The organism is Ilumatobacter sp. (genome assembly GCF_049588435.1).
In the GTDB taxonomy this organism is placed as follows: Bacteria; Actinomycetota; Acidimicrobiia; order Acidimicrobiales; family Ilumatobacteraceae; genus Ilumatobacter_A.
The window spans coordinates 1-21357 of record NZ_JBAVYV010000400.1 but is presented as its reverse complement, the minus strand read 5'-3'; the positions used below and the strand labels follow the sequence as shown (position 1 = coordinate 21357).

Genomic DNA, 21357 nt, shown 5'->3' with positions numbered 1-21357 from the left:
CACTCGTCATGGGCCGAGCCGCTCGGCGAGGTGGCGGAGCGCGATCGGGTAGCGGTATTCGATCGCCATGTGGCCGGCGTCGAAGAGTTCAAAGTACGTCGGTTCGACTCCGATCGTCTTCAGAGCGTCGACGAAGCCCTGCGCGCCGAGGTCCAGGTAGTACTCGTCACGTTCACCCGCGTCGACGTACAGCGCCGACAGGCCGCGCAGCGCATCGGCGTGGCCCGGCACCATCCGCACCGGATCCCACGCGAGCCAGCGCGCCCACACATGGTCATCGACGGCTCCCGTGCGGGTGTCGAACGGGAGTCGCACGGTGCCGTCGGCGTCGGTCGACCAGCACGCCGCCATGCACCAGATGTTGATCAGGGTCATGTCCTCCGCCTTGGTCATCGCCGGTCGACTCCGCACATCGTCCCAGTAGGCATCGAACGAACCGTCGTAGCTCCGCAGCGCACGCGCCGACTCGCGGAAGTCGGGTTGGAAACATCCTTCGAACTGGGCGTCGCCGGCGTGGGTCGCGAGTCCGCCGAACAGGTCGGGGCGCAACATCGGTGTGATCATCGCCCCGTACCCGCCGCTGGACTTGCCGGTGATGCCGCGCCGAGCGGCCTCCGGAACCGTGCGGTACGTCGCGTCGACCCAGGGGACGATCTCGTCACAGAGATAGGTGTGATACCGGCCCGTTCCCGGTGAGTCGACGTACTGGCTGCCACCGAGGCTCGTCCAGCAGTCCACCATCACGACGACGCACGGCGCGAGGTTCGGATCCGAGAACGTCTCGTCGATCAGTTCGATCACGTTGGGACGCATCGGTGATCGGTTCCGCCACATGTCGACCTGGCCGCCCATCCCCTGGATCAGGTAGATGCTCGTGTACCGCTCGTCGCAGTCGTCGTAGCCGGGTGGGAGGTAGACCCAGACGGGACGCCGGGCCGGATCGCCGAGCGGATTTCCGTTCAGCGCGTCGCTGTCGAACCACGATTCCTCGACTCGTCCGGCCAGGTTTCTCGTCCACGGTTCCATGCGGCGACCGTAATTCACCAAACACACAGCGCGCCGTTAGGCTCACCTACCTGTGACCACGTTCGTCAGACGATCCCCCATCGCAGTCCTCGCCGTCGTCGCGATGGCACTGACCGCCGCAGCTTGTGGGGGTGACGACAGCGACACCCTGAAGGTGTACAGCGGTCGCCACTACGGCATCGAGACCGCCTTCGAACAGTTCACCGAAGACACCGGAATCGACGTGGAGTTCCTCACCGGCAACGACGCGGAACTCCGTGAGCGCATCGCCGCCGAAGGTGAGGACACCAAGGCCGACGCCTACATCACCGTCGACGCCGGCAACCTGGCCGCTGCCGCCGACGACGGCCTCTTCCGCTCGATCGACTCGCCGATCCTCGACGCGGCGATCCCGGCCGCCCTGCGCGATCCCGAGGATCGCTGGTTCGGCCTGGCGGTCCGCGTGCGCACGATCATCTACAACACCGACGAGATCGACGCCGCCGACCTGCCGACGACCTACGAGGAACTCGCCGAACCCGAATGGGCCGGCCGGGTGTGTATGCGCAACTCGACGAACGTGTACCAGCAGTCGCTGGTCGCAAGCCTGATCGCCGAGCACGGCGAGGAGGAGGCGCTGCGGATCGTCGAGGGATGGGCGGACAACGCCGAGATCCTCAGCAACGACGTCCTGATCATCGAGTCGGTCGCCGACGGCCTCTGCGAGATCGGACTCGTCAACCACTACTACCTCGGCCGCGCCCTCGAGGAGACCCCCGATCTTCCCGTCGATCTGATCTGGGCGAACCAGGACGACCGCGGCGTCCACGTCAACATCTCCGGCGGCGGCGTCACGACGTACTCCAAACATCCCGAGCAGGCCCAGCAGTTCCTCGAATGGCTGGCGACCGACGGACAGGATGTGCTCGTCTCCGAGAACCACGAGTACCCGGCGAATCCCGACGTACCCGCCGAACCGCTGATCGCCACCGAGTTCGGTGTCGACTTCGTGCGCGACGAACTCAACGCGAGCGTCTTCGGCTCGTTGAACCCCGACGCCGTCCGCCTGATGGACGAGGCCGGCTACAGCTGACCACCGGGCCATGACGACGCTCCCCTGGAGGCGGTCCGGCCGCGGCGGATGGACATGCGCGTCGATCGTCGCGGCACTGCTCGTGGCGATCCCGGTGGTGATGGTCGTCGGCAGTACGCTGCGACCCAGCACCGATGTCTGGTCGCAACAGTGGAGCACGCGGCTCCCGGATCAACTCCGCCAGACCGCCGTCCTGCTGGTCGGCGTCGCCATCGGGACCACGGTCCTGGGCGCCGGGCTCGCGTGGCTCGTCTCCGCCTACCGCTTTCCCGGATCCCGACAGTTCGGGTGGCTGCTGATCCTGCCCCTCGCCATGCCGAGCTACATCCTCGGTTTCCTCACGTTGTCGACGATCGGGCCGACCGGACCCGTCCAGGACTCGTGGCGTGAACGGTTCGGGCGCGACGCGTGGTTCCCCGACGTCGACTCCATGTGGGGCGCCATCGCCACCTTCACCCTCGTGCTCTATCCGTACGTGTACCTGCTGTCCCGCGCAGCACTTCGTGATCAGGCCGGTGGCGCGTACCAGGCGGCGCGCACCCTGGGCGCGAGTCGCGCCGAGGCCACCCGACGGGTGGTGCTCCCCCTGATCCGACCGGCGATCGCCGCGGGCGGTGCCGTCGTGATGATGGAGACCCTCACCGACTTCGCCACGGTGCAGTACTTCGGTGTCGACACGGTGTCGGTCGGCGTGTTCCGGGTGTGGCGCGGCACATACGACCGCGACGCCGCCGCGGAGATCGCCACGCTCGTTCTGGCGTTCGCCCTGCTCGCGATCGGACTCGAACGGATCGCTCGCGGGCGCGCCCGTTTCGGACAGTCGGGCGGTGCAGGTGCTGGGATCGAACCGGTCCGTCTCCGCGGATGGCGCTCGGGATGCGCGGTGGGCGCATGCCTCGCCGTCGTGCTCGCTGCGTTCGCCGGACCGGTCATCCGTCTGGCGGTGTGGGCGATCCAGGAGCAGCGCAGCGACCGCGGGACACCGCAGCTCGATCAGTACCCGGACTACCTGTGGAACAGCATCCAGCTGGTGATCTTCGCGGTCGTGGCCTGCACGATCGTCGCCGTCGTGCTCGCCAACGCTCAACGGTTCGGGCGTCCCCGGCTGACCAAGCTCTCGAGTCGAGTGACGGCGATGGGGTACGCCGTGCCGGGCCCGGTGGTCGGAATCGGAGTGATCCTCGCCGTGGCAGCCCTCGACGACCTGCTCGGTCTCATCGGGTTGGACGTGCCCGGCGTCGTGGCCACCGGCTCGATCGTCGTGCTCGTGTACGCCTACTTCATCCGCTTTCTCGCACCGGGTCTGGGGGCGGTCGAATCCGGAATCGGTCAAGTGTCCGATGAGATGACCGCCTCGGCGCGCACCCTCGGGTCGGGATCGCTCGACACGATGCGCCGCGTGCACTTCCCGCTGATGCGGTCGTCGTTCGTCGTCGCTGCGGTTCTCGTCGGCGTCGATGCCCTCAAGGAACTGCCGATCGTCCTCCTGCTGCGGCCGTTCGGCTTCGATACCCTCCCGGTGTGGGTGTACAACCTCGCCTCCGAGTCGAGATATCAGCAGGCGGCGCTCCCGGCCCTGTCGATCATCGCCGTCGCACTTCTCCCCGTGTTCCTGCTCGCACGCCAACTCGACCGGCCTGATCGATGAGCGCACCCGCCCTCCGCGTCGACGGAGTCACGAAGCGGTTCGGCCAGGTCACCGCGGTCGACGGGGTGACCTTCGAGGTCGCCGGGTCCGAACTGCTCGCGCTCGTCGGCCCGAGCGGCTGCGGCAAGTCGACGTTGTTGCGTCTCGTCGCCGGCCTGTTCCCGGCCGACGGCGGCGTGATCGAACTCGATGGAGTGATCGCCGACGACCAGCACACCTCGTTGCCGCCGGAGAAACGCCGGGTGGGGCTCGTGTTCCAGGAGCACGCGCTCTTCCCCCACCTCTCGGTCTCCAAGAACGTCGGTTTCGGCGTGCGGATGGGAGCCTCGTCGCGCTCGGCCCGAGTCGCAGAGATGCTCGAGCTCGTCGGCCTGTCCGGCTACGCCGAGCGGTATCCGCACGAGCTGTCCGGCGGCGAGCGACAACGGGTCGCTCTCGCGCGTGCCCTCGCCCCGAACCCGGCGCTGATGCTGCTCGACGAACCCTTCGCCAGCCTCGATCCAAACCTCCGCGTGCAGATCCGCGATGACGTCGTCGAGATCCTCCGATCGACGGGGACGCCCGCCGTGTTCGTCACCCACGACCAGAACGAAGCGCTCGCCGTCGGCGACCGCGTCGCGGTGATGCACGCGGGACACGTCGCCCAACTCGACTCGCCGGAGAACGTCTTCCATCGACCGGTGAGCCGGTTCGTCGCCTCGTTCATGGGGGAGGCCGACTTCCTGACCGGCGCCCAACTCGCCGACATCGACGGTGTATCCGAACCGTCCGACGCTCATCTGATGGTCCGGCCCGACGACATCGAATTCGCTCCGTCCGAGACGGGAACCGCGACGGTCATCGGAGTCGAGTTTCGCGGCTCGTCGCGCTGCTACACCCTTCGACTCAAGTCGGGTATGACCGTGCGGTCGATGCGATCACACCTGGTCGAGACACCGCTCGACACACGCGTGTCTCCGGGTCTGGTGGCGGGCCACCGCCCGGTTCCGATCGCCGACTGACGCTCGTCGCATCGCTCTCCGGACGCGAGAATGCCCCGGCCGACGGGGGTACCGGCCGGGGCATGTCGTCAGGTCATGCAGGCATCAGCACGGCGTCGATCACGTGGATCACGCCGTTGCCGGCCATGACGTCGGTGGCGACGACGCTGACCTCGTTCCCGGCCGCATCGGTGAGCGAGACCGAGCCGTCCTCGCCGATGTTCACGGTGAACGTGCCACCCTGCACCGTCTCGACCTCCTGGCCGTCCAACGTGACGACATCGGCGGCCGGCACCTCGCCGGCCACGACGTGGTAGGTGAGGATGTCGGTCAGGTCGCCGGACGGGTCCTCGAGCAGCGTGTCGACGGTGCCCTCGGGGAGCGCGGCGAACGCTGCGTCGGTCGGGGCGAACACGGTGAAGGGGCCGTCGCCGCGGAGGGTTTCCTCCAGGCCCGCTGCCTGCACGGCGGCCACGAGCGTGCCGAAGTCGCCGGCTGCGACTGCGGTGTCGACGATGTCGGATTCCTCCTCGGCCACCGCCTCGGTGTCCTCGGTCATCGCCTCGGTACCTTCCGTCATCGCCTCGGTGCCTTCGGTCATGGCCTCGGTAACCACGGGCGCTTCGGTGTCCGCCGGGGCTTCGGCTGCTTCGGTCACTTCGGTGGGCGCGTCGGTGGTCGCAGCATCGTCGCTGTCGCTGCCACACGAGGCGACGACGAGTCCGACGGATGCAATGGCTGCGCTGAAACGGATGATTCGCTTGTTCACGGTGATCTCCTGATCGAGTTGGGGGTTGTTCTCGGGTGGTACATCGTCTCTTTCGCCGCGACATCGCCGAATGGATGCGAGTTTCCGAGAAAAGTTGATCCAGACGGGCCGCTCGCAACGAAAACCCTGCAGATGACTTCCACGATCAACTGCTCCTTCCCGATGCCTCAGCACTGCGGTCGGGCGCGGAAGGTGAGGTTTGGTGTGGCGTCCAATGGATACCGTGGCGATGTGTCCAGTGACTCTCCGGAGCGTGACTCCGCCGACGCGGCCGTGGCCGCTCGTTGGGTCGCGGGCGACGACGACGCGCTGAAGGCGGCGTACGACCAATTCGGTGCACTCGTCTACACGTACTGCTCTCGCTCGCTGCGCGATCCTGCGACGGCAGCGGACTGCGTCCAGGAGACGTTTCTGAGCGCCTGGCGATCGCGTGACCGTTTCGACCCAGCGCGCGGGGCCTTCGCGGCCTGGCTGCTCGGGATCGCTCGCTTCCGCGTGCTCGACTCCTATCGCAAGGCGGCGAAGACTCCGGTCCCGACGGACGACGCCGATCTGGCGAGCGTCGGCGACTCCGCCGAGCCTGCCGACGACGGACTCGCCGATCAGTTGCTGATCGCCCGAGCGCTCGAGGCCCTGCATCCCCGTGCCCGCAGCGTCGTCGAGCTCGCCTTCTTCTCGGACCTGACCCAGGCCGAGATCTCGGCGCAACTCGACATGCCGCTCGGCACCGTCAAGAGCGACCTCCGCCGCGGGCTCGAGACGATGCGGCGCGAGCTCGGTGGCCGCCCGATCCCGAACGCGGAGCAGCGGCCGTCGACGACGAGAACATCGCAATCCACAGAGAAGGGTCGACAGAATGTCTGACGACGCGCCGACGAACGAGCTCGAAGAACTCCGTCGGCTCGGCCGATCCGCGTCCGTCGAACCGGTGGAGTGGGAAACCCCGCCGCCCGGACTCTGGGGCCGCATCGCCGATGCGGCGTTCGCCGACGACGATGCCGACTCGGACCAGGGCGATGTCCGCATCGAGGCCGCCGACGAGGTTCAGCGCAGCCAAGCCGTCACGGACCACGTCGCGGTCTCGGAGGAGGCCGACGACGCCATGGCACCGCCCACCGCTGCGGCGATCCCGTTGTCCGGTCGCAGGCGGCCATCCAGCGGCCGTTGGTTGCTGGCGGCTGCAGCGGCGCTCATCGTGGTGGTCACGGCCGGAGCTGTGGTCTGGATGCGACCGTCGGTCGATTCATCGGTGGTGGCGTCCGTCGAGCTCGAGCGGCTCGGCGACACCGGGACGGGAAGTGCCGAACTCGTCGACGACGGCGGTTCGCTTCGCCTGCGCGTCGTCACCGACGGAGTCGAGGCTCCCGAGGGGTTCACCGAGGTGTGGCTGATCAACACCGAGCTGACCGAACTGGTCTCGCTCGGTCCGATTCGCGAGGACGGAAGCTACGACCTCCCGCCCGGGCTCGATCCTGCAGACTTCCCGATCGTCGACCTCTCGTTCGAACCACTCGACGGGAATCCGGAACACTCCGGCGACAGCGTGCTTCGCGGCGAGCTCACGTTCTGACCATCTGAATCGAGTAGAGGTCGAGCAAATCGCGAAGATCGCGACGGCACAACTCCTCGGCTGGATCTGGTCGAGTGCCTGATCGGAGAGATGCACGAATCCGATTCCGGGTGGGCCGAGCATCCACTTGTGTGAGCTGACGGCGAGCAGATCGATCCCGCAGCCTTCCGCGTCATGGTCAGCGCGCCGACCGATTGAGTCCCGTCGACGACGAACAGCACCCCGCGTTCTCGGCAGATGTCGCCGATCGCCGCGAGGTCGTCGCGGCTTCCGTTCGAGTACTGAACGGCGCTGATGGTCAGAACCCTTGTGCGGGCGTCGATCGAATCGGCGAGGGCGTCGATCGACTCATGACCGTCGGGGCAGGCGACCGTGCGGAACTGAACACCTCGGCCGTGCACGTTGAGCCACGGGTAGTAGTTCGACGGAAACCCGGCCGCGGGCAGAACGACGTTGCCGCCCGCGCGCCAGTCGATGCCGTTGGCGGCGATCGAGAGACCGAACGAGGTGTTCTGCACGAACGCGACGTTGTCGGGTTGCGACCCGATGAGCCACGCAACCTGATCGCGAACTCGCTCGACATCGTCGCGCCATCCGAAATCGAACCCCGTCGCCGCGTGCGCAATGGCGTTCTGTTGCATCGCGTCGGCAGCCCGGAGGGAGATCGGCCCGACTGAAGCATGGTCGAGGTGAATGGCGCTCTCAGCAGAGGGGAACTGGTCACGCACGGTTTCGAGCGCTGGGTCCGTCACGCGTGCAAAGGAACCAGGCACGACCCGCCGCGTCGGCACACAACCGAATGTCCCACGACACCCAGCGTCGACCTGACGAGACAAATCGGATCATGATGATCCCCACCTGAGTTACGGTCGGTCGTTCGTTGCTGAGCATGGTCGTGGCCACGCTCGACACCTACCGAAAGGACCTGGGATGGGACTCTCCGGCTACCTCAAGATCGACGACATCGAGGGCGAATCGCAACGCGCCGAGCACGAGAACGAGATCGACGTGCACGGGGTGCACTGGAAGATCGAGCAGGCGACCTCGTCGGCGCGCGGTGCGGGGCGATCCCGGGCGCGGGCGCTGGTGTCCAGCCTGACCTGTTACAAGCAGGCCGACTCATCGTCCGCGCAGCTCGCGCTGGCCTGTTTCCAGGGCAGATCGTTCAGCGACGTCGTGCTCGCCCTGGTCAAGGAGAGCGATGGTGCGCATCTCGACTACCTGATCATCACCATGGAGAACGTCGTGGTGTCGGGGTTCGAGATGCTGAATGACGGCAGCAACGTCGACGACGAGTTGGTCTCCGAGGAAGTGGCTTTCTCGTTCGAGAAGGTGAACTACAAGTACACCGTTCAGGCTGACGATCACTCCGCCGGAGACGAGCACGAGATCGAGTTCGACATCGTCGCCGGACACTGAACCTGCCGACATGGGTTTCCGTGTCGAGGCCGACGGAGCCGGCGTCCGGGTTTCCCTGAGCGGTCTCGATCGCCTCATGAATTGGTGTCGCAGCATCGCAGATCGACCATCGAGCTCGCGGGATCGGGGCTCAGGCTGGATCGAGACACGTCGGACTGGTGGGGATGGCCGGAGACGCGCTGCACTTCACCTCACGGGCACGTCGCGATGTTCACAACCTCTTCAAGTCTTCTTGATCAACGGGGTTCCGTCAGTTGCTCTCGGGTTGACGTTGGGCGTGACCTTCCCGCGAGTGAAGGCTGTGGAGATCGTCGTAATCACAACGAAAAACGCTGCAACCACGCCGATCACCAGAGCAGTCTGCGCTTCGGTCCAATTCACCCATTCGAAGCCGACTGCCAATGCGACGATTGCGAGAACAAACGTCTTGATCGAGTCCGTGATCGCTGAGCTGAAAGCCACAGGCTCCCGATCCCTCAGCTTGTCGTCGGTGTTCTGTCCGTTTGGCATGTTGGTCGTCCTTCTCCAGAATCGCTCGACTGGGATACGGTCGGGGAATAGTCCACACGTAGACCGTCTCGAACCGGTTCGTGGAGGCCAATCGGATGATGATCTGGAACAATGCCACTTGTCAACGGCGAGTTTCAGCGTCGGAGTTTGCAGCCAGAGTCGACGCACCGCCGTGACGCTGCGAAAGCCTCTGACGCAGCAGGTGGACTCAGCGTCGGCGGACTGCCACCAAACGCCGGCCGCGTGACGGTGGGGAGGCGACCGGGCCGCCGCCGTCGGGAAGTATCTCAGTCCGGATCGCCGACGGTCTCGGGCGATGGCCCCGCCGACACCCCGAGTTCTGTCTCCAGGACCGCGAGCCGCGCCTCCAAGCCCGCCACGCGTTGCGCCAGCGATGGGCCAGAGTCGGCGGGTGGTGCCGCACGGTCCGTTGCGGAGTTGCGCACATCATCGTGTTGGCCGGGCGCTCCATCGCCGAGCGCATGCGCCCAACGATCCTGGCTCTGGCCGGAGGCCCGCCCGATGTTGGCCGCCAACGGATCGGCGCCGTCGGCGAGCTGCGCCAGCACTGCATCGATGGAGCCGATCGACTCGAACCCGAATCCCTGCGAGGTCGCGTATCGCTCGGTGCGCAACTTCAACTCGCCAGCTGACTGCGGGCCTCGCAACATCATCACTGCCAGCACCGCGAGTTGGTCGCGATCCAGTCCGAGGGCAACGTCGAGAATGTGGCGGTGCTTGTCGGCGCGCCCGCTGCTGTTCATTCGTGCGAGGCCCTTCTGACGCACGAGCAGCATTGCGTCCATCACGGTGCGCTCGCTGAACTCGGTCACCGGCTCGCGATTCGACTTCTGGTTGCACGCGTTGACGAGCGCGTTGGTCGAGAGCGGATACTGCTCGGGCGTTGTTGCCTGCTTTTCGATCAGGCAGCCGAGCACACGAAGTTCTTCGGCGGTGAGCTCCATCGCACGACCGTAGCCCCGGGGGCGTTCGTTCCTGGCCCTGTCAGCCGGACGATCGTCTCACCCGACGCGGTGGCGATCGGAGCACGCCGGACGACGCGGTGTCTGGTCAGTTGACCGAGGCGACCCAGCCCTTGAGGACACCGCGGGACAGGCCGTGCTTGGTGTGTCCCTTGCCGAGCTCTGCTGCTGCGATGATCTGCGACGCCGAGCAACCGCCCGCGTCCGCGACCGTGTACCCGCTGGTCCCGAAGTTGCCCGCTCCGTCAGCGACGTAATGGTTCCGTTTCAAACCGCGAGTCGGCGCTGCATCCGGCAGGGACGTGTCGGGACACACGTCGTCGTCGTCGAGCACGCCATCACCGTCGGTGTCTGTCACGGGATCGGGTGCTGCCGTGCACGTCACGGTCGGAACAGGGTGGCCCAGGTAGTTGACCCTGACCTCCACCACGGGCAAGTTGATCGGGGCGCTGATCGTGTGTGGCGGGGAGCCGAACACCTGCACGACATCGTCGAACTCGATTTCGATTGGACTGCGCGATGGAGTCGGCTCGTTGGGAGTGACGGTAATGACCTCACCTTCGTTCCACGAGAAGCCGATCCAGCCATGCGAGTGAGCGCCCAACACCGCGCTGTTGACGCTGAGGCATCCCTGACTCATCTCGGCCTCGATCAATTCCTGGAGTGCGGCAGCCAGAATGTCCGACAGCGAGTGGTCAGGGTCGAATCCGTGCCGATCAATCGGCTCGACAGTTCCGGCAGGGCAGACTCATAGGTGGTCATCGTGCGGTGTTCCTCTCAAAGTGTGGTTACTTCGAGAATCGCACGATGGCCATCAACACCGTGGTGATGCCGGCCCCCTCCTACACCACGAGACGGGACTCACCCCGATGGTTGCGCTGGTCATCGGCGAGAACATCTTTGGATCAACGTCACTCGAGCTGAGTCGCTCCTGGCCCAATCCTCCACTCTGGGAGACCGTCTTTCCCGGACTGGGAAGCTCGATGTTGGCCGATTTCGGCAGCGACCGTGCTCGGTTGAAAGCAGAGGTCGATCCTTCGCTGCACCATCTGATCGATGAGATAGGTCCGAACAGCGACGAGATGAGGACGTACGTGGCTCTCGGCACCGGGGTCTCCTCGGCGCCGCCGACCGCGATTACGGTCGTGCGACTGCGAGACGATGCCGGATCGATGCGAGGAGGTGTGCTCGTGTTGAAGCCGGCCGCGTCGATGGCCACCATCGCGGTGATGGTCTTCGAGCAGGATCTCGATCATCTTGCTCGGATGCAGCAGGTGATCAGCACCGAACGGCGTTCAACGGCCATCTTGTTCGCCGACCTGGAGTCGTCGTCGCCGTTGGCGCGTCGGCTGTCCACGGCGAGCTACTTCGCGCTCACCCGGCGGCTCGTGAGAGCAGCAGACAACGCTCTTCTCGAGACCGGTGGACTCGTTGGCCGGCCACCGATCACCCCAGCCACGCCGAACAGGCCCGCATGATCCGCCGCTACATCCGCTGGCGCAACACCCACGCCCGAGACCGTCAACTCACCGAACTCGTCAACCGCGCAAACGTTGCTTGACGCGCCACTAGTTGTACTCGGTCGACGACGCTGACTGCTTCGGGATGCGCAGACCGATCCCGACCGCGAGGAGGGCAAAGACCGCTGCAACGCCCAGTGCGGCCAGCGTGCCGTCGGTGTATGAATCGTTCAGTGCGCGAAAGGCTGGGCGGAGCCGGGGTTGATCGTGAAGCTCGGCGATCGTTTGGGCGCCGGTGCCCGAGCTGCGCCCGAGCGGCGGATTGTTCGCCGAGAAGTCGGCCGCTTGCTCGATGGTTTGCTTGTCTGCGGTGGAGATGTCCGGCATGGCATCGAGTTTTTTCGTCACATCGGCCGTGGTCGTCGCCAGGAGGACACTGGTGAGGATGGCCGCACCCACGGCCTGGGTCGTGTTGCGGATCGTGGTCGACGTGCCCGCCGCGAGGGAAGCGAGATCGTCTGGCACTTGCGACATCAGCACGCCCGACAGCAGCGCCAGTGCCACGCCGAAGCCGACACCGAGGACGAACAGCGGCGGGACGAGGATCCAACCGGATTCGGCCAGCACCGCGCCCAACAGGATTAGCATGGCGAGCGCTTGCAGCGCGACGGCGCCGAGGCCCGCCGTTCGGTCGCTGAACCGATCGCTTGCAGACTGTGCGATCATGCCTCCGACGGTGATCCCGGCGCCGATCGCGAACACGATCAGTCCGGAAGCCACCGATCCGAACCCCAGCACGAACTGGGTGTAGATGGGAATCAGCAGCAGCGACCCGTAGAACGACACGCTCATCAGTGAGACCGTCAGTTCGCCGTTGCGGAACGATCGCACCTTCAACAGCTTTCGATTCAGCATGACTGGCCAGCCGCGCTCCTCGCGCTTGGCTTCAACGATCACCAAAGCGGCCGATGCGGCGAACCCGACCGCCAACAGAACGGCCATCGGCGAGACCGCCGATGGCCATTCGAACACACCGAACATGTCTGCTTGCCGGGTGCGGATGAAACCATAGGTGCCACCCTCCTGCAGAGCGAACACGATGCTGCCCACCCCCACCAGGAGCAGCCCGGCGCCGACGAGGTCCAAGCGGCGGTCGCGGCCCCAATCGCGACTCTCGCTGGCGAAGCGGTGCACGCCGATCGCGCCGATGACCGCGATCGGCGCTTGGACGAGGAACGCCGCTCGCCAACTCCACGCATCGGCCAGAGCTCCGCCGACCAGCGGACCGAGTGCGAGGCCGGCACCGACGACGGTCGTGAACACCGCGTACGCCTTGACGCGATCCGGATCGCCATCCGGAAATGTCACGTTGAGTAGACCCAACGACGCAGGGACGTACGCTCCGAGCACGAGTCCCTGGAGAATCCTCGCCGAGAGCAGGATGCCGAAGTTCGGCGCGAGTCCACCCAAGATCGTGGCGATAGCGAACAGGACGAGCGCGCCCACGATGACGCGACGGCGGCCGTGGAGGTCGGCGATCCGACCCATCAGCACCATCGTCGAAGCCGCGACCACGAGGTAGAGCGTCACCAGCAGTGTCGTGGCGGCGACGTCCGTTCCGAACGCGGCGACGATGTCGGGAACGACCACGACCGTGATCGTCTGATCCATCGTGACCAGCAACATTCCGGTCATGACGAACAAGAAGCCGACCCACCGGCTGCGACGATTCTGCTCCACCGGTGGTTCGGTCATCACCGACCTCCTTGCCACCCACCCGCGGTCCCCACGGCGTTACCAGCGATACGGGCGTATGGGTTGCCGCACGAGATGGTCGTCGAAGCGGGCACCGGTACAAGCGGACCACGGCAACGGTGCAGCAGCTCAGCGGGACCGCGAACGGACCGCCCACGATCGCGACGCGTGGACCGGAACACGGCGAGCGCGGCAATGAGCGTGCCTGTGTGTCGCATCGCCCAACACTACGCTGTCTCGTCGGGCTGATGCAGCTCGAATCGCACGCCGCCATCAGATGCATTTGTTCTGGATCGTGTCGATGCCGCCGCACGCCCAGCCAAGACGTCGGTTCGCGCGATCAACTCTGGAACCTTTGGAGGTCTCAACCAGATCCTCGTCGTGCTCCGGTGGTCGACGTAGTGGTCGAACTGCTTCGGCGCTGGACACGAATGATGGGGTTCCGACTGCTGGGCGATACAATAGGTGGGTTCAGCGAGGGCGCCCCGAACGTGGTGTACATCGCGTGGGACGACACAGGGTTCGGTTCCTGGGGACTTCACTGGTGGCCTGATCGAGACGCCGAACATGAAGCGGCAGGTCTGCCGGGTTCCGAGCCGTGACACCGCGAATTTCCGATCGCGGCACTGAGTTTCGTCTATTGTTCTGCGGAGCATCTCCTTGGCGGGCGGTTTTGCTCGTGGACTGTTCACGTTCGGTTCGCCTTCGCGGTGTTCGGATCGGCGATTCGGCCGGTCAAGAGCGAGAGGTGGACGGCATGCAGACCACGGTGGATGAGGGGCGCTGGAGTGATCCTGCGGGGCGGGCTCGGTTCAGAACGGCGAGTGGCGGCTGGTGGTTGCATTGGCGGGTGAAGCGACCAGCCTGGTTGGGTCGCGGCCTCGCGAAGTTCGGGGCTGTGGCGGCGTTGCTGTTGGGTCTCGTGTTGGTGCCCACGGCGGCGAGCGCTGCGCCTGGTTTCGACGAGTTCAAACTGACCGCCTCCGACGCCGCCCCAGGCGACGATTTCGGTGTGTCGGTGGCGGTGTCGGGTGACACCATCGTCGTCGGCGCTGTGTTCGATGACGACAAGGGGGCGCTCTCGGGCTCGGCGTATGTGTTTCAGTCTGATGGCGCGGGTGGGTACGCCGAAACCAAACTGACCGCATCCGACGCCACCCCAGGCGACCTCTTCGGTTCTTCGGTGGCGGTGTCGGGTGACACCATCGTCGTCGGCGCTCGGGGCGATGACGACAACGTGAGCGAGTCGGGGTCGGCCTATGTGTACGAGCCTGATGGTGTCGGTGGGTACACCGAAACCAAACTGACCGCCACCGACGCCGCCGCAAACGACTATTTCGGTTGGTCGGTGGCGGTGTCCGGTGACACCATCGTCGTCAGCGCCCCCGGCAGCGACGACAACGGGTCGCTCTCGGGGTCGGCGTATGTATACGAGCCTGATGGCAATGGTGGGTACACCGAAACCAAACTGACCGCATCCGACGCCGCCGCGCTCTCCTGGTTCGGTTATTCGTTGGGGGTGTCCGGTGACACCATCGTCGTCGGCGCCTATCACGATGACGAAAAGGGGAGCCAGTCGGGGTCGGCCTATGTGTACGAGCCTGATGGCATTGGCGGGTACACCGAAACCAAACTGACCGCATCCGACGCCGCCGCAGACGACGGGTTCGGTATTTCGGCAGCGGTGTCCGGTGACACCATCGTCGTCGGCGCCCACGGCAATGACGACCACGGGGCGCGGTCCGGATCGGTTTACGTGTACGAGCCTGGTGGGGTTGGTACCTACATCGAAACCAAACTGACCGCATCCGACGGCTCCGCACAGGATTTGTTTGGTTGGTCGGTGGCGATGTCGGGTGACACCATCGTGGTCGCCGCTTCCTACGACGACGACGATGGGAGCGAGTCGGGGTCGGCCTATGTGTACGAGCCTGATGGCATGGGTGGGTACACCGAAACCAAACTGACCGCATCCGACGCCGCCGCACACGCCTATTTCGGGTACTCGGTGGCGGTGTCGGGTGCCACCGTTGTGGTCGGCGCCTTCCTCGATGACGACTCGGGGTCGGCGTACGTGTACACGCCGACGGTCAGCGACAGCGACGGCGACGGGATCGACGACGATGTCGACAACTGCCCCGGCATCGCGAACGCCGATCAGGCCAACCTCGACGGCGATGATGACGGCGACGCCTGCGACGACGACATCGATGGAGACGGCGTCGCCAACCACGACGACGCGTTGCCGTTCGACCCGACCGAGTCCGCCGACAACGACGGTGACGGGATCGGTGACAACGCCGATGTCGATGACGACAACGACGGCCAAACCGACACCGACGAAACCGCATGCGGCTCCAACCCCCTCGACGCAGCCAGCGTGTCACCCGACCTCGACAGCGACAACATCCCCGACTGCGTCGACCCGGACACTGTTGTCGACTCCGACAACGACGGTGTCAGCAATGCCGACGACATCTGTGCCGACACGGTGCTGCCCGACGAACCGACGCGCCAACTCGGATTCTTGCGGTTCGCTGCCCAAGAAAACGGCACCTTCGATGCCGGATGGCGCCGACTCGACGGCAAATTCACGATCGCTGACACCGCTGGATGCTCAGGAACCCAGATCATCGAAAAACTCGGACTCGGCCAGACCGACACCCGATACGGCATCAGCTATCCGGCACTCGTCTACTGGATCTACTTCCGGGCGTAGCCGCAGCCCGTGCCACCCCAACCGTCCGCTCGCTGCGACAACCTGCCAGATCGTTCCGGCTCCACCAAACCGGGGGCACATCAGAGCAGTCACCGATCCCGGGGTTCCTCTGTGTTTGTCAAGCGGCGATTTCGGCGCCGCCGTCGACGACAGCGCGTCGGCGTTCGTCGGCGATCATCATTCGCCAGATGTGGTTGGCGAGTCGTCGTTTGAGGCATCTCATGGCTTCGTTGCGGGTCTTGCCTTCGGCGATTTTCTTGTCGAAGTAGGCGCGCCCGATGCTGTTACGCATGCGGACCTGGGTGACTGCGATGAGGTGGATTGCTGAGTTCAGTCGTCGGTCTCCAGCACGTGAGAGCCGGTGTCGAGCGTGTTCGCCGCTCGCGATCTCGATCGGGGCTGCGCCGGCGTAGGTGGCGAAGGCGTGCTCGGATGCAAACCGTGATGCGACGCCGGTTCGACCGATGAGACGGACCGCTGTGACTGCGCCGATGCCGTCAATCTCACGCAGCCGGGTGCCGTGCTCGTCGAGTGCGACGGTCATCCGTGCTTCGATGTCGCCCAGGCTCGCGTCGGCGGTGCGGAGTTCACGAACGAGGTCCTGGGCGAGCTCTTTGCGAGTGCGTTCGGCCGGTGACGCAGGACGAATCGATCGCAACAACGTCGACGCAGACTTCGCAGTGATCGCCAGAGCTGCGCCACCAGGGGTCAGGTCGCGCAGCACCGCATGCAACTGGTTGGCGACCCGAACCCGTTGCGCAGCAACGTTCGCCCGCCGCTCCTCGAGTAGCGCGAACACCGTGGTGTGATCCTCGGCCGTCACGACGGTGGCGTCGCCGTGCAGTGCTGCGACGCTCGCCGCGGCTGCGGCGTCGATGACATCGGTCTTGCGGCGACTACCCCGAGACAGCTCGCGAACCCGCGCCGTCGCCGAGCACGGAACGTCGAGCACGACTTCGCCGCGAGCGACGAGCCACTGCGCGAGATGCCGGCCGAGACCGCGTGCGTTCTCAACCGCCCAGCGCCGCTCGGGAAACTGCTTGGACCAGCGCATCAACTCGCGATACCCGACCAGCGACGCGTCGATCCGCAGCGACGCTGTAGTCGTGTTCGTTGCCGGGTCCACGGCGTTGGCCGTGTGGGACATCTTGTGGGGGTCGATTCCGATGATCATTGCCGCTCGTTCCTGTTCGCACCGTGGGTCGGATAAGCAGCGGCCGGCATGCCGACTTTCAGACCCGACGAGCGGGACCTCACCTCTGTTGAGCCAGACCGCCACCGGACGCTGACCGGGAGGCAAACCCTGGGAGAGCCAACCCGAAGGCGGCAAGCGCTTCACGAGCCAACCCGACCAACGACCGACCAGACGCTACGAACCTGAACCCGCCGCGACCGGCACCTCACATACAAGTCGGCGATTCAGTCTCGACATCGGAGCCCGGTTCGAACCAGTCACGAAACTGCTTCCTCATCCCGGCTCGGCCGGGTGCGAAAATCTCACCGGCGAGGAGTTGTGACGCGTAGGTCTTGTCGAAACATCGAGCGTGGTAGTCCTCGATGGCGTCAACGTCATCGAGGGTGGCCGGGCGGATCTCGAACGAATCCATCAGACTCATGCTGACATGCGCTCGTGACGCTGACGACTATGCAGGATGACGAACCAATCAGATCAACGCTCCGAACTCACCGTGATCCGATCAGATGCGGCCGATGAGCTCGCCCGTGTGCGAAACGAAGTGCACATCCAGTGTCATCGGCGGCGACGGCCTGCTGCATGTGATCGCGCTCTTCGTTGCCCCCGGACCCATCTACCATCAAGTCATGTTGCGCCTGACTCGCCGCGAGCCCGTCGCTCTTCTCATGGCGCTGACAGTGTTGGTGAGTGCATGTAGCAGTTCCCCGTCCTCGTCGGACCTGGACGAATTGCCGCTGGCAGGGTCCCGAATCGACGTGGGTGAACCAGCGCGGTTCGAGCAGGGCACCCATTGCGGGTTTCGCGTCCTCGACACGATGATCAACGGACACGTTTGGCGAGCTGAAGGCGCCTCCGACGTGGACTGGTTCCCGAGCGGCTGGAGACCGGACAGTTCGACGCCCGACGGCCCGGTCGCCATTCAATTGGTTCTCGCCGAGGACGAAACCACCATCGTTGCATCGCGCAACAGCACCGAGGTCACGTACCAATCGGGCGGCACCGAATGGCAGAACTCCGACCTTTGCTCCTGACCCACATCCGGATGCCATGCGATTACACGCGATCCTCGCACCATGATCGATCGCCGCTGCGAGCGATAGTCAACAACTGACCACGCTGCGCAACCACCCGGGAGAACGCGGACCCCCTCCACCGCGCGAACCGCTTGAGAACGCGCGCTCCGAACGACGGCGAACCGTGCGCGAGATCGGCACTTCCGACCTGTCAAGCCCGATCAGATCAGCCGTGTCGGCAGCGCTCGTGGAGGCGCTCACCGCTGCCGGTTCTGGGCGGTCCGACGGGCTGGCCGCTGGAGCAATATGCGCTGTCGGGGGAGGCTTTCAGGCGACTTGGACGGCGTCCTTGAGTCGCTTCGGGACAACTTCGGGGAACGACACGACGAGGTGACGGTCCAGTGCTGTTGCGACCCGGGCGAGGGTGTCGAGTCGGTTGCGTGCGCCTCCGCCTTCTTCGAGGCGCGAGATCACCGACTGCGTGGTCCCCATGCGCTCGGCGAGTTCACGCTGACTCAGCTCGGCGACGGTTCGCAGGTCGTAGATCAATTGGCCCAGTGCGAAGTCCTGCTCGACTCCGGCGCGCGTTTCGTCGGCGGGTGCCGGTCGCTGCTTCTTGATGTCTTCCCAGCGGGAGTAGTTGGCCATCAGGTTCCTCTACGGGTTGAGCCGAGCGCACTCGTCGGCGATCTGTCGTGCCCGGTTGATCTCGGCACGTTCGTTGTTGCGTTGCTTGCGGAACGTCGTCAGCAAGATGATCCGGTTGTCCTTGGTGAATCGGTAGGTGATGCGTCGTGCAGTCGGACCGAGCGTGAATCGAATCTCGAACAGTCCGTCGCCGAGTGCTCGGGAGAACGGCACGCGTGCCATTGACCCGAGATCGGCGAGTCGGTCGATGATGGCCACGGTGCGGTCCCAGTCGGATGAGTCGAGGCCAGCCATCCATTCCACGATCTCGTCGTGCAACTCGATCCCGGCCACCACACCATCATCGCAGAAACACGATCATCGCACAACAGTGATGATGAGAATCATCCCAGAACAACAGCCAGATCTGCTTCTCGCGGCGCTCGTGATCGGCACCTTCCGATCGCTGCCCGATCGACGCCAAGCGAGGGCGACGCCACCCATATCATCGCGCTGCCTGACCAATTTCGAGGTCGCGAGAAGACGGCCGACGGCCACCCGTTTCGAGCCGCTCACGACCTGCTCACCAACCGGGTAATAGTCTGTGTGTGTTTCGCTTTTCCGGTCCGGCAGCAACGACTCACGGGCTACGCGACGCCGGTCCCGCTGGCCCCGTCAGCTTCGCTCGTGGTCCGGGCCCCGAAGCCACTCCGGGTTTCTTTCTCCGCTTCGCTGACTTCGTTCCCGTTGGGTGAGCATGAAGACAGGAATCGACACCGCAGCGATCGGGTTTGGTGAGGCCCGGCCGTTGCTCGTGTCGGCGAAGGAAGCAGCCGCGCTACTCGGGATCGGGCGCACGATGCTCTACGAGCTGATCAGCCGGGGTGAGCTCGTACCGGTACACATCCGCCGGTGCGACAGGTTCAGAGTGCGCGAGCTGGAATCGTTCGTCGATCGCTTGGTCGGCGAAGCGGACGTCATCAGGCAGCAAGGCGTCAGTCGGTGAGGCGAACTGCCGTTCTCGACGAGCGGTGAACACGATCGCGGCTTGCACGTGATCGGCGATGAGTTCGGGGAAGTTCACGATGATCTCCGCTGCGGTCATTCCGGCCGCGAGGAATCGACGACATCGACAACAGCGATTCGCGTGCCGACGAAGCCGGGCTTGCCGGCCCGCACGCCGATACCTCGCCCAGGTAGCGATCGCCTGATCTGTACGCTGCGGTGATGGAGTTCGTACGCATCACGACTTCGCCGGACAAGTTGGGCGGTGTTCCCTGCATCCGCGATCTCCGGTTCCCAGTGGCGACGGTCGTCGCAATGGTCGCTGACGGCATGACGAACGACGAGATTCTTCGTGAGCATCCCGACCTCGAACTCGGTGACATCTCGGAGGCGCTCCACTACGCGGCACTCGCCGTCCAGGAGCGCGAACTCCCTCTTCGCCTGCCGGCGTGAGGTTTCTCCTCGACCAGAATCAGTCGCCGCTGCTGGCGGACTTGTTGAACGCTGCAGGGCACGACGCGATCCACACCCGCGACGTTGGACTGAGCCGAGCACCCGACGTCGACGTGCTGACGCGAGCGAAACTGGATGGCCGAGTTGTGATCACTGCCGACACCGATTTCGGCGAGCTGCTCGCTCGAAGTGGCGACGATGCGCCTTCCGTGCTCCTCCTGCGACGTCACGATCGGCGTCGGGCGGAGGCGGTGGCCGAACTCATCCTGGCGAACCTCGACGCGATCGAGTCCGATCTCACCTCGGGAGCGCTCGTGGTGTTCGACGGTAGTGATCGCATCCGGATCCGAACGCTGCCGATCAATCCGACGCAATAGGCGGAGTGCCCTCGTCCCGCGACGGCACGTCCATCCGGAGGGACCCCGATCAGGTCCCGGCGCCACTCACACGTGACACTCACACTGCCGAAATAGCGATATAGCAGGGCTTATATGGTGGGCGCAGAGGGACTCGAACCCCCGACATCTTCCTTGTAAGGGAAGCGCTCTAGCCAACTGAGCTATGCGCCCGACAGGGGTGCGAGCGTAGCGGGATCGGTCGAGCCGACGGCCGCCGACACCGGAACTACGGTGACCGCATGATCCCTCGCCTCGACATGATCGGCATCGTCGCCCAGGACCTCGCTGTCTCGCTCGCCTTCTACCGTCTCGTCGGGCTCGACATCTCCGAGGGGGCCGAGGCCGAACCGCACGTCGAGATCACGTTGCCGAACGGATTGCGCATCGCGTGGGATCCGGTCTCGACAATCTCGTCGTTCGACGACACGTGGATGGCTCCGACCGGCTCGTCGCGTGTGGCGCTCGCGTTCCTGTGCGATTCGCCGGCCGAGGTCGACGCCGTTTACGACCGGCTCGTCGCGACCGGCCACCACAGTCACCTCGCACCATGGGACGCGTTCTGGGGACAGCGCTACGCCACCGTCCACGACCCCGACGGAAACGCCGTCGACCTCTTCGCCCCGCTCAGCGATAGCGAGGCTGGGTCATCATGAGTTCGCTCTCCTCACGGTGGATGACCTCGTCGTAATCGGGCCGTTTGGACGCGAGCTGCTTCAGTTGCTCGGCCACCATCTCGTCGTGATCGAGCCGCTTCA

23 protein-coding genes, 1 tRNA gene and 2 pseudogenes are annotated in these 21357 nt (G+C 65.2%); 13 read left to right on the top strand and 13 right to left on the bottom strand.

Features of this window, described 5'->3' with window-relative positions; all coding sequences use genetic code 11:
* Positions 1–6: 6 nt before the first annotated feature.
* Positions 7–1026 (bottom strand): alpha/beta hydrolase, encoded by a 1020-nt coding sequence (locus WBV89_RS15565; RefSeq protein WP_423982263.1) that lies wholly within the window; start codon positions 1024–1026, stop codon positions 7–9.
* 52 nt (positions 1027–1078) lie between these two features.
* On the opposite strand from WBV89_RS15565, the gene WBV89_RS15560 reads away from it, so the two are divergent.
* From WBV89_RS15560 to WBV89_RS15550, 3 genes are read left to right on the top strand one after another with little or no spacing between them, the layout of a single operon-like run.
* On the top strand, positions 1079–2098 hold the full coding sequence (locus tag WBV89_RS15560; RefSeq protein WP_423982262.1) for an extracellular solute-binding protein: 1020 nt from the start codon (positions 1079–1081) through the stop codon (positions 2096–2098).
* Between the two features lie 10 nt (positions 2099–2108).
* Positions 2109–3746: an ABC transporter permease gene (locus WBV89_RS15555; protein ID WP_423982261.1), complete on the top strand. Its 1638-nt coding sequence runs from the start codon at positions 2109–2111 to the stop codon at positions 3744–3746.
* Positions 3743–4747: an ABC transporter ATP-binding protein gene (locus WBV89_RS15550; protein WP_423982260.1), complete on the top strand. Its 1005-nt coding sequence runs from the start codon at positions 3743–3745 to the stop codon at positions 4745–4747. Before WBV89_RS15555 ends, WBV89_RS15550 begins: the two co-directional genes overlap by 4 nt.
* A gap of 73 nt (positions 4748–4820) precedes the next feature.
* On the opposite strand, the gene WBV89_RS15545 is transcribed toward WBV89_RS15550, so the two are convergent.
* Positions 4821–5495 carry a fasciclin domain-containing protein gene (locus WBV89_RS15545; RefSeq protein ID WP_423982259.1) on the bottom strand — a complete coding sequence of 225 codons (675 nt, stop codon included), beginning with the start codon at positions 5493–5495 and terminating at the stop codon, positions 4821–4823.
* Positions 5496–5726: 231 nt separating this feature from the next.
* Here WBV89_RS15545 and WBV89_RS15540 point away from each other — a divergent pair, with 231 nt between their 5' ends.
* Both WBV89_RS15540 and WBV89_RS15535 read left to right on the top strand, forming a co-directional pair.
* Positions 5727–6359 (top strand): RNA polymerase sigma factor, encoded by a 633-nt coding sequence (locus WBV89_RS15540; protein ID WP_423982258.1) that lies wholly within the window; start codon positions 5727–5729, stop codon positions 6357–6359.
* Positions 6352–7065: an anti-sigma factor gene (locus WBV89_RS15535; protein ID WP_423982257.1), complete on the top strand. Its 714-nt coding sequence runs from the start codon at positions 6352–6354 to the stop codon at positions 7063–7065. Before WBV89_RS15540 ends, WBV89_RS15535 begins: the two co-directional genes overlap by 8 nt.
* 57 nt (positions 7066–7122) lie before the next feature.
* On the opposite strand, the pseudogene WBV89_RS15530 reads toward WBV89_RS15535, so the two are convergent.
* Both WBV89_RS15530 and WBV89_RS15525 read right to left on the bottom strand, forming a co-directional pair.
* A pseudogene (locus WBV89_RS15530) lies at positions 7123–7260 on the bottom strand (aminotransferase class V-fold PLP-dependent enzyme); the annotation flags it as partial.
* Positions 7257–7706 (bottom strand): annotated as a pseudogene (locus tag WBV89_RS15525) (aminotransferase class V-fold PLP-dependent enzyme); the annotation flags it as partial. The pseudogenes WBV89_RS15525 and WBV89_RS15530, both read right to left, overlap by 4 nt.
* A gap of 289 nt (positions 7707–7995) precedes the next feature.
* Between WBV89_RS15525 and WBV89_RS15520 the strand changes: the two are divergent.
* The gene (locus tag WBV89_RS15520) at positions 7996–8484 is read left to right on the top strand and encodes an Hcp family type VI secretion system effector (protein ID WP_423982256.1); all 489 of its coding nucleotides are present in this window, start codon (positions 7996–7998) and stop codon (positions 8482–8484) included.
* A gap of 222 nt (positions 8485–8706) precedes the next feature.
* Here WBV89_RS15520 and WBV89_RS15515 read toward each other — a convergent pair whose 3' ends face one another.
* The 3 genes from WBV89_RS15515 to WBV89_RS15505 form a co-directional block, all read right to left on the bottom strand.
* On the bottom strand, positions 8707–8994 hold the full coding sequence (locus WBV89_RS15515) for a hypothetical protein (RefSeq protein WP_423982255.1): 288 nt from the start codon (positions 8992–8994) through the stop codon (positions 8707–8709).
* A gap of 287 nt (positions 8995–9281) precedes the next feature.
* On the bottom strand, positions 9282–9959 hold the full coding sequence (locus WBV89_RS15510) for a YceH family protein (protein ID WP_423982254.1): 678 nt from the start codon (positions 9957–9959) through the stop codon (positions 9282–9284).
* 106 nt (positions 9960–10065) lie between these two features.
* Positions 10066–10335, bottom strand: coding sequence for a hypothetical protein (locus WBV89_RS15505; protein WP_423982253.1), 270 nt, complete (start codon positions 10333–10335; stop codon positions 10066–10068).
* 814 nt (positions 10336–11149) lie between these two features.
* On the opposite strand from WBV89_RS15505, the gene WBV89_RS15500 reads away from it, so the two are divergent.
* A complete protein-coding gene (locus WBV89_RS15500; protein WP_423982252.1) occupies positions 11150–11455 on the top strand; it encodes a hypothetical protein in 306 nt (101 codons plus the stop codon).
* A gap of 90 nt (positions 11456–11545) precedes the next feature.
* On the opposite strand, the gene WBV89_RS15495 is transcribed toward WBV89_RS15500, so the two are convergent.
* Positions 11546–13123, bottom strand: a complete 1578-nt coding sequence (locus WBV89_RS15495; RefSeq protein ID WP_423982272.1) for an MFS transporter — start codon at positions 13121–13123, stop codon at positions 11546–11548.
* Between the two features lie 919 nt (positions 13124–14042).
* Between WBV89_RS15495 and WBV89_RS15490 the strand changes: the two genes are divergently transcribed.
* Positions 14043–15911, top strand: coding sequence for an FG-GAP repeat protein (locus tag WBV89_RS15490; RefSeq protein WP_423982251.1), 1869 nt, complete (start codon positions 14043–14045; stop codon positions 15909–15911).
* 118 nt (positions 15912–16029) lie between these two features.
* On the opposite strand, the gene WBV89_RS15485 is transcribed toward WBV89_RS15490, so the two are convergent.
* Complete coding sequence (locus WBV89_RS15485) at positions 16030–17085, bottom strand: IS110 family transposase (RefSeq protein WP_423982250.1); 1056 nt, start codon at positions 17083–17085, stop codon at positions 16030–16032.
* Between the two features lie 226 nt (positions 17086–17311).
* The gene (locus tag WBV89_RS15480; protein ID WP_423982249.1) at positions 17312–17518 is read right to left on the bottom strand and encodes a hypothetical protein; all 207 of its coding nucleotides are present in this window, start codon (positions 17516–17518) and stop codon (positions 17312–17314) included.
* Between the two features lie 103 nt (positions 17519–17621).
* Here WBV89_RS15480 and WBV89_RS15475 point away from each other — a divergent pair, with 103 nt between their 5' ends.
* Positions 17622–18137, top strand: a complete 516-nt coding sequence (locus WBV89_RS15475) for a hypothetical protein (protein ID WP_423982248.1) — start codon at positions 17622–17624, stop codon at positions 18135–18137.
* A 309-nt stretch (positions 18138–18446) separates the two neighbouring features.
* Here the strand turns inward: WBV89_RS15475 and WBV89_RS15470 are convergent, their stop codons facing one another.
* The gene (locus WBV89_RS15470) at positions 18447–18767 is read right to left on the bottom strand and encodes a helix-turn-helix domain-containing protein (protein WP_423982247.1); all 321 of its coding nucleotides are present in this window, start codon (positions 18765–18767) and stop codon (positions 18447–18449) included.
* A gap of 9 nt (positions 18768–18776) precedes the next feature.
* Positions 18777–19100, bottom strand: a complete 324-nt coding sequence (locus tag WBV89_RS15465) for a type II toxin-antitoxin system RelE/ParE family toxin (RefSeq protein WP_423982246.1) — start codon at positions 19098–19100, stop codon at positions 18777–18779.
* A gap of 403 nt (positions 19101–19503) precedes the next feature.
* Here WBV89_RS15465 and WBV89_RS15460 point away from each other — a divergent pair, with 403 nt between their 5' ends.
* The 3 genes from WBV89_RS15460 to WBV89_RS15450 all read left to right on the top strand — a co-directional run bounded on the left by WBV89_RS15460 (position 19504) and on the right by WBV89_RS15450 (position 20581).
* Positions 19504–19752: a helix-turn-helix domain-containing protein gene (locus WBV89_RS15460; RefSeq protein WP_423982245.1), complete on the top strand. Its 249-nt coding sequence runs from the start codon at positions 19504–19506 to the stop codon at positions 19750–19752.
* A gap of 221 nt (positions 19753–19973) precedes the next feature.
* On the top strand, positions 19974–20204 hold the full coding sequence (locus WBV89_RS15455) for a DUF433 domain-containing protein (protein WP_423982244.1): 231 nt from the start codon (positions 19974–19976) through the stop codon (positions 20202–20204).
* Positions 20201–20581 carry a DUF5615 family PIN-like protein gene (locus tag WBV89_RS15450; protein WP_423982243.1) on the top strand — a complete coding sequence of 127 codons (381 nt, stop codon included), beginning with the start codon at positions 20201–20203 and terminating at the stop codon, positions 20579–20581. The genes WBV89_RS15455 and WBV89_RS15450 overlap by 4 nt, the downstream gene beginning before the upstream one ends.
* Positions 20582–20696: 115 nt before the next feature.
* Here the strand turns inward: WBV89_RS15450 and WBV89_RS15445 are convergent.
* Positions 20697–20773: transfer RNA gene (locus tag WBV89_RS15445), tRNA-Val, on the bottom strand.
* A gap of 68 nt (positions 20774–20841) precedes the next feature.
* Here WBV89_RS15445 and WBV89_RS15440 point away from each other — a divergent pair.
* Positions 20842–21255: a VOC family protein gene (locus WBV89_RS15440; protein ID WP_423982242.1), complete on the top strand. Its 414-nt coding sequence runs from the start codon at positions 20842–20844 to the stop codon at positions 21253–21255.
* Positions 21256–21357 lie beyond the last annotated feature (102 nt).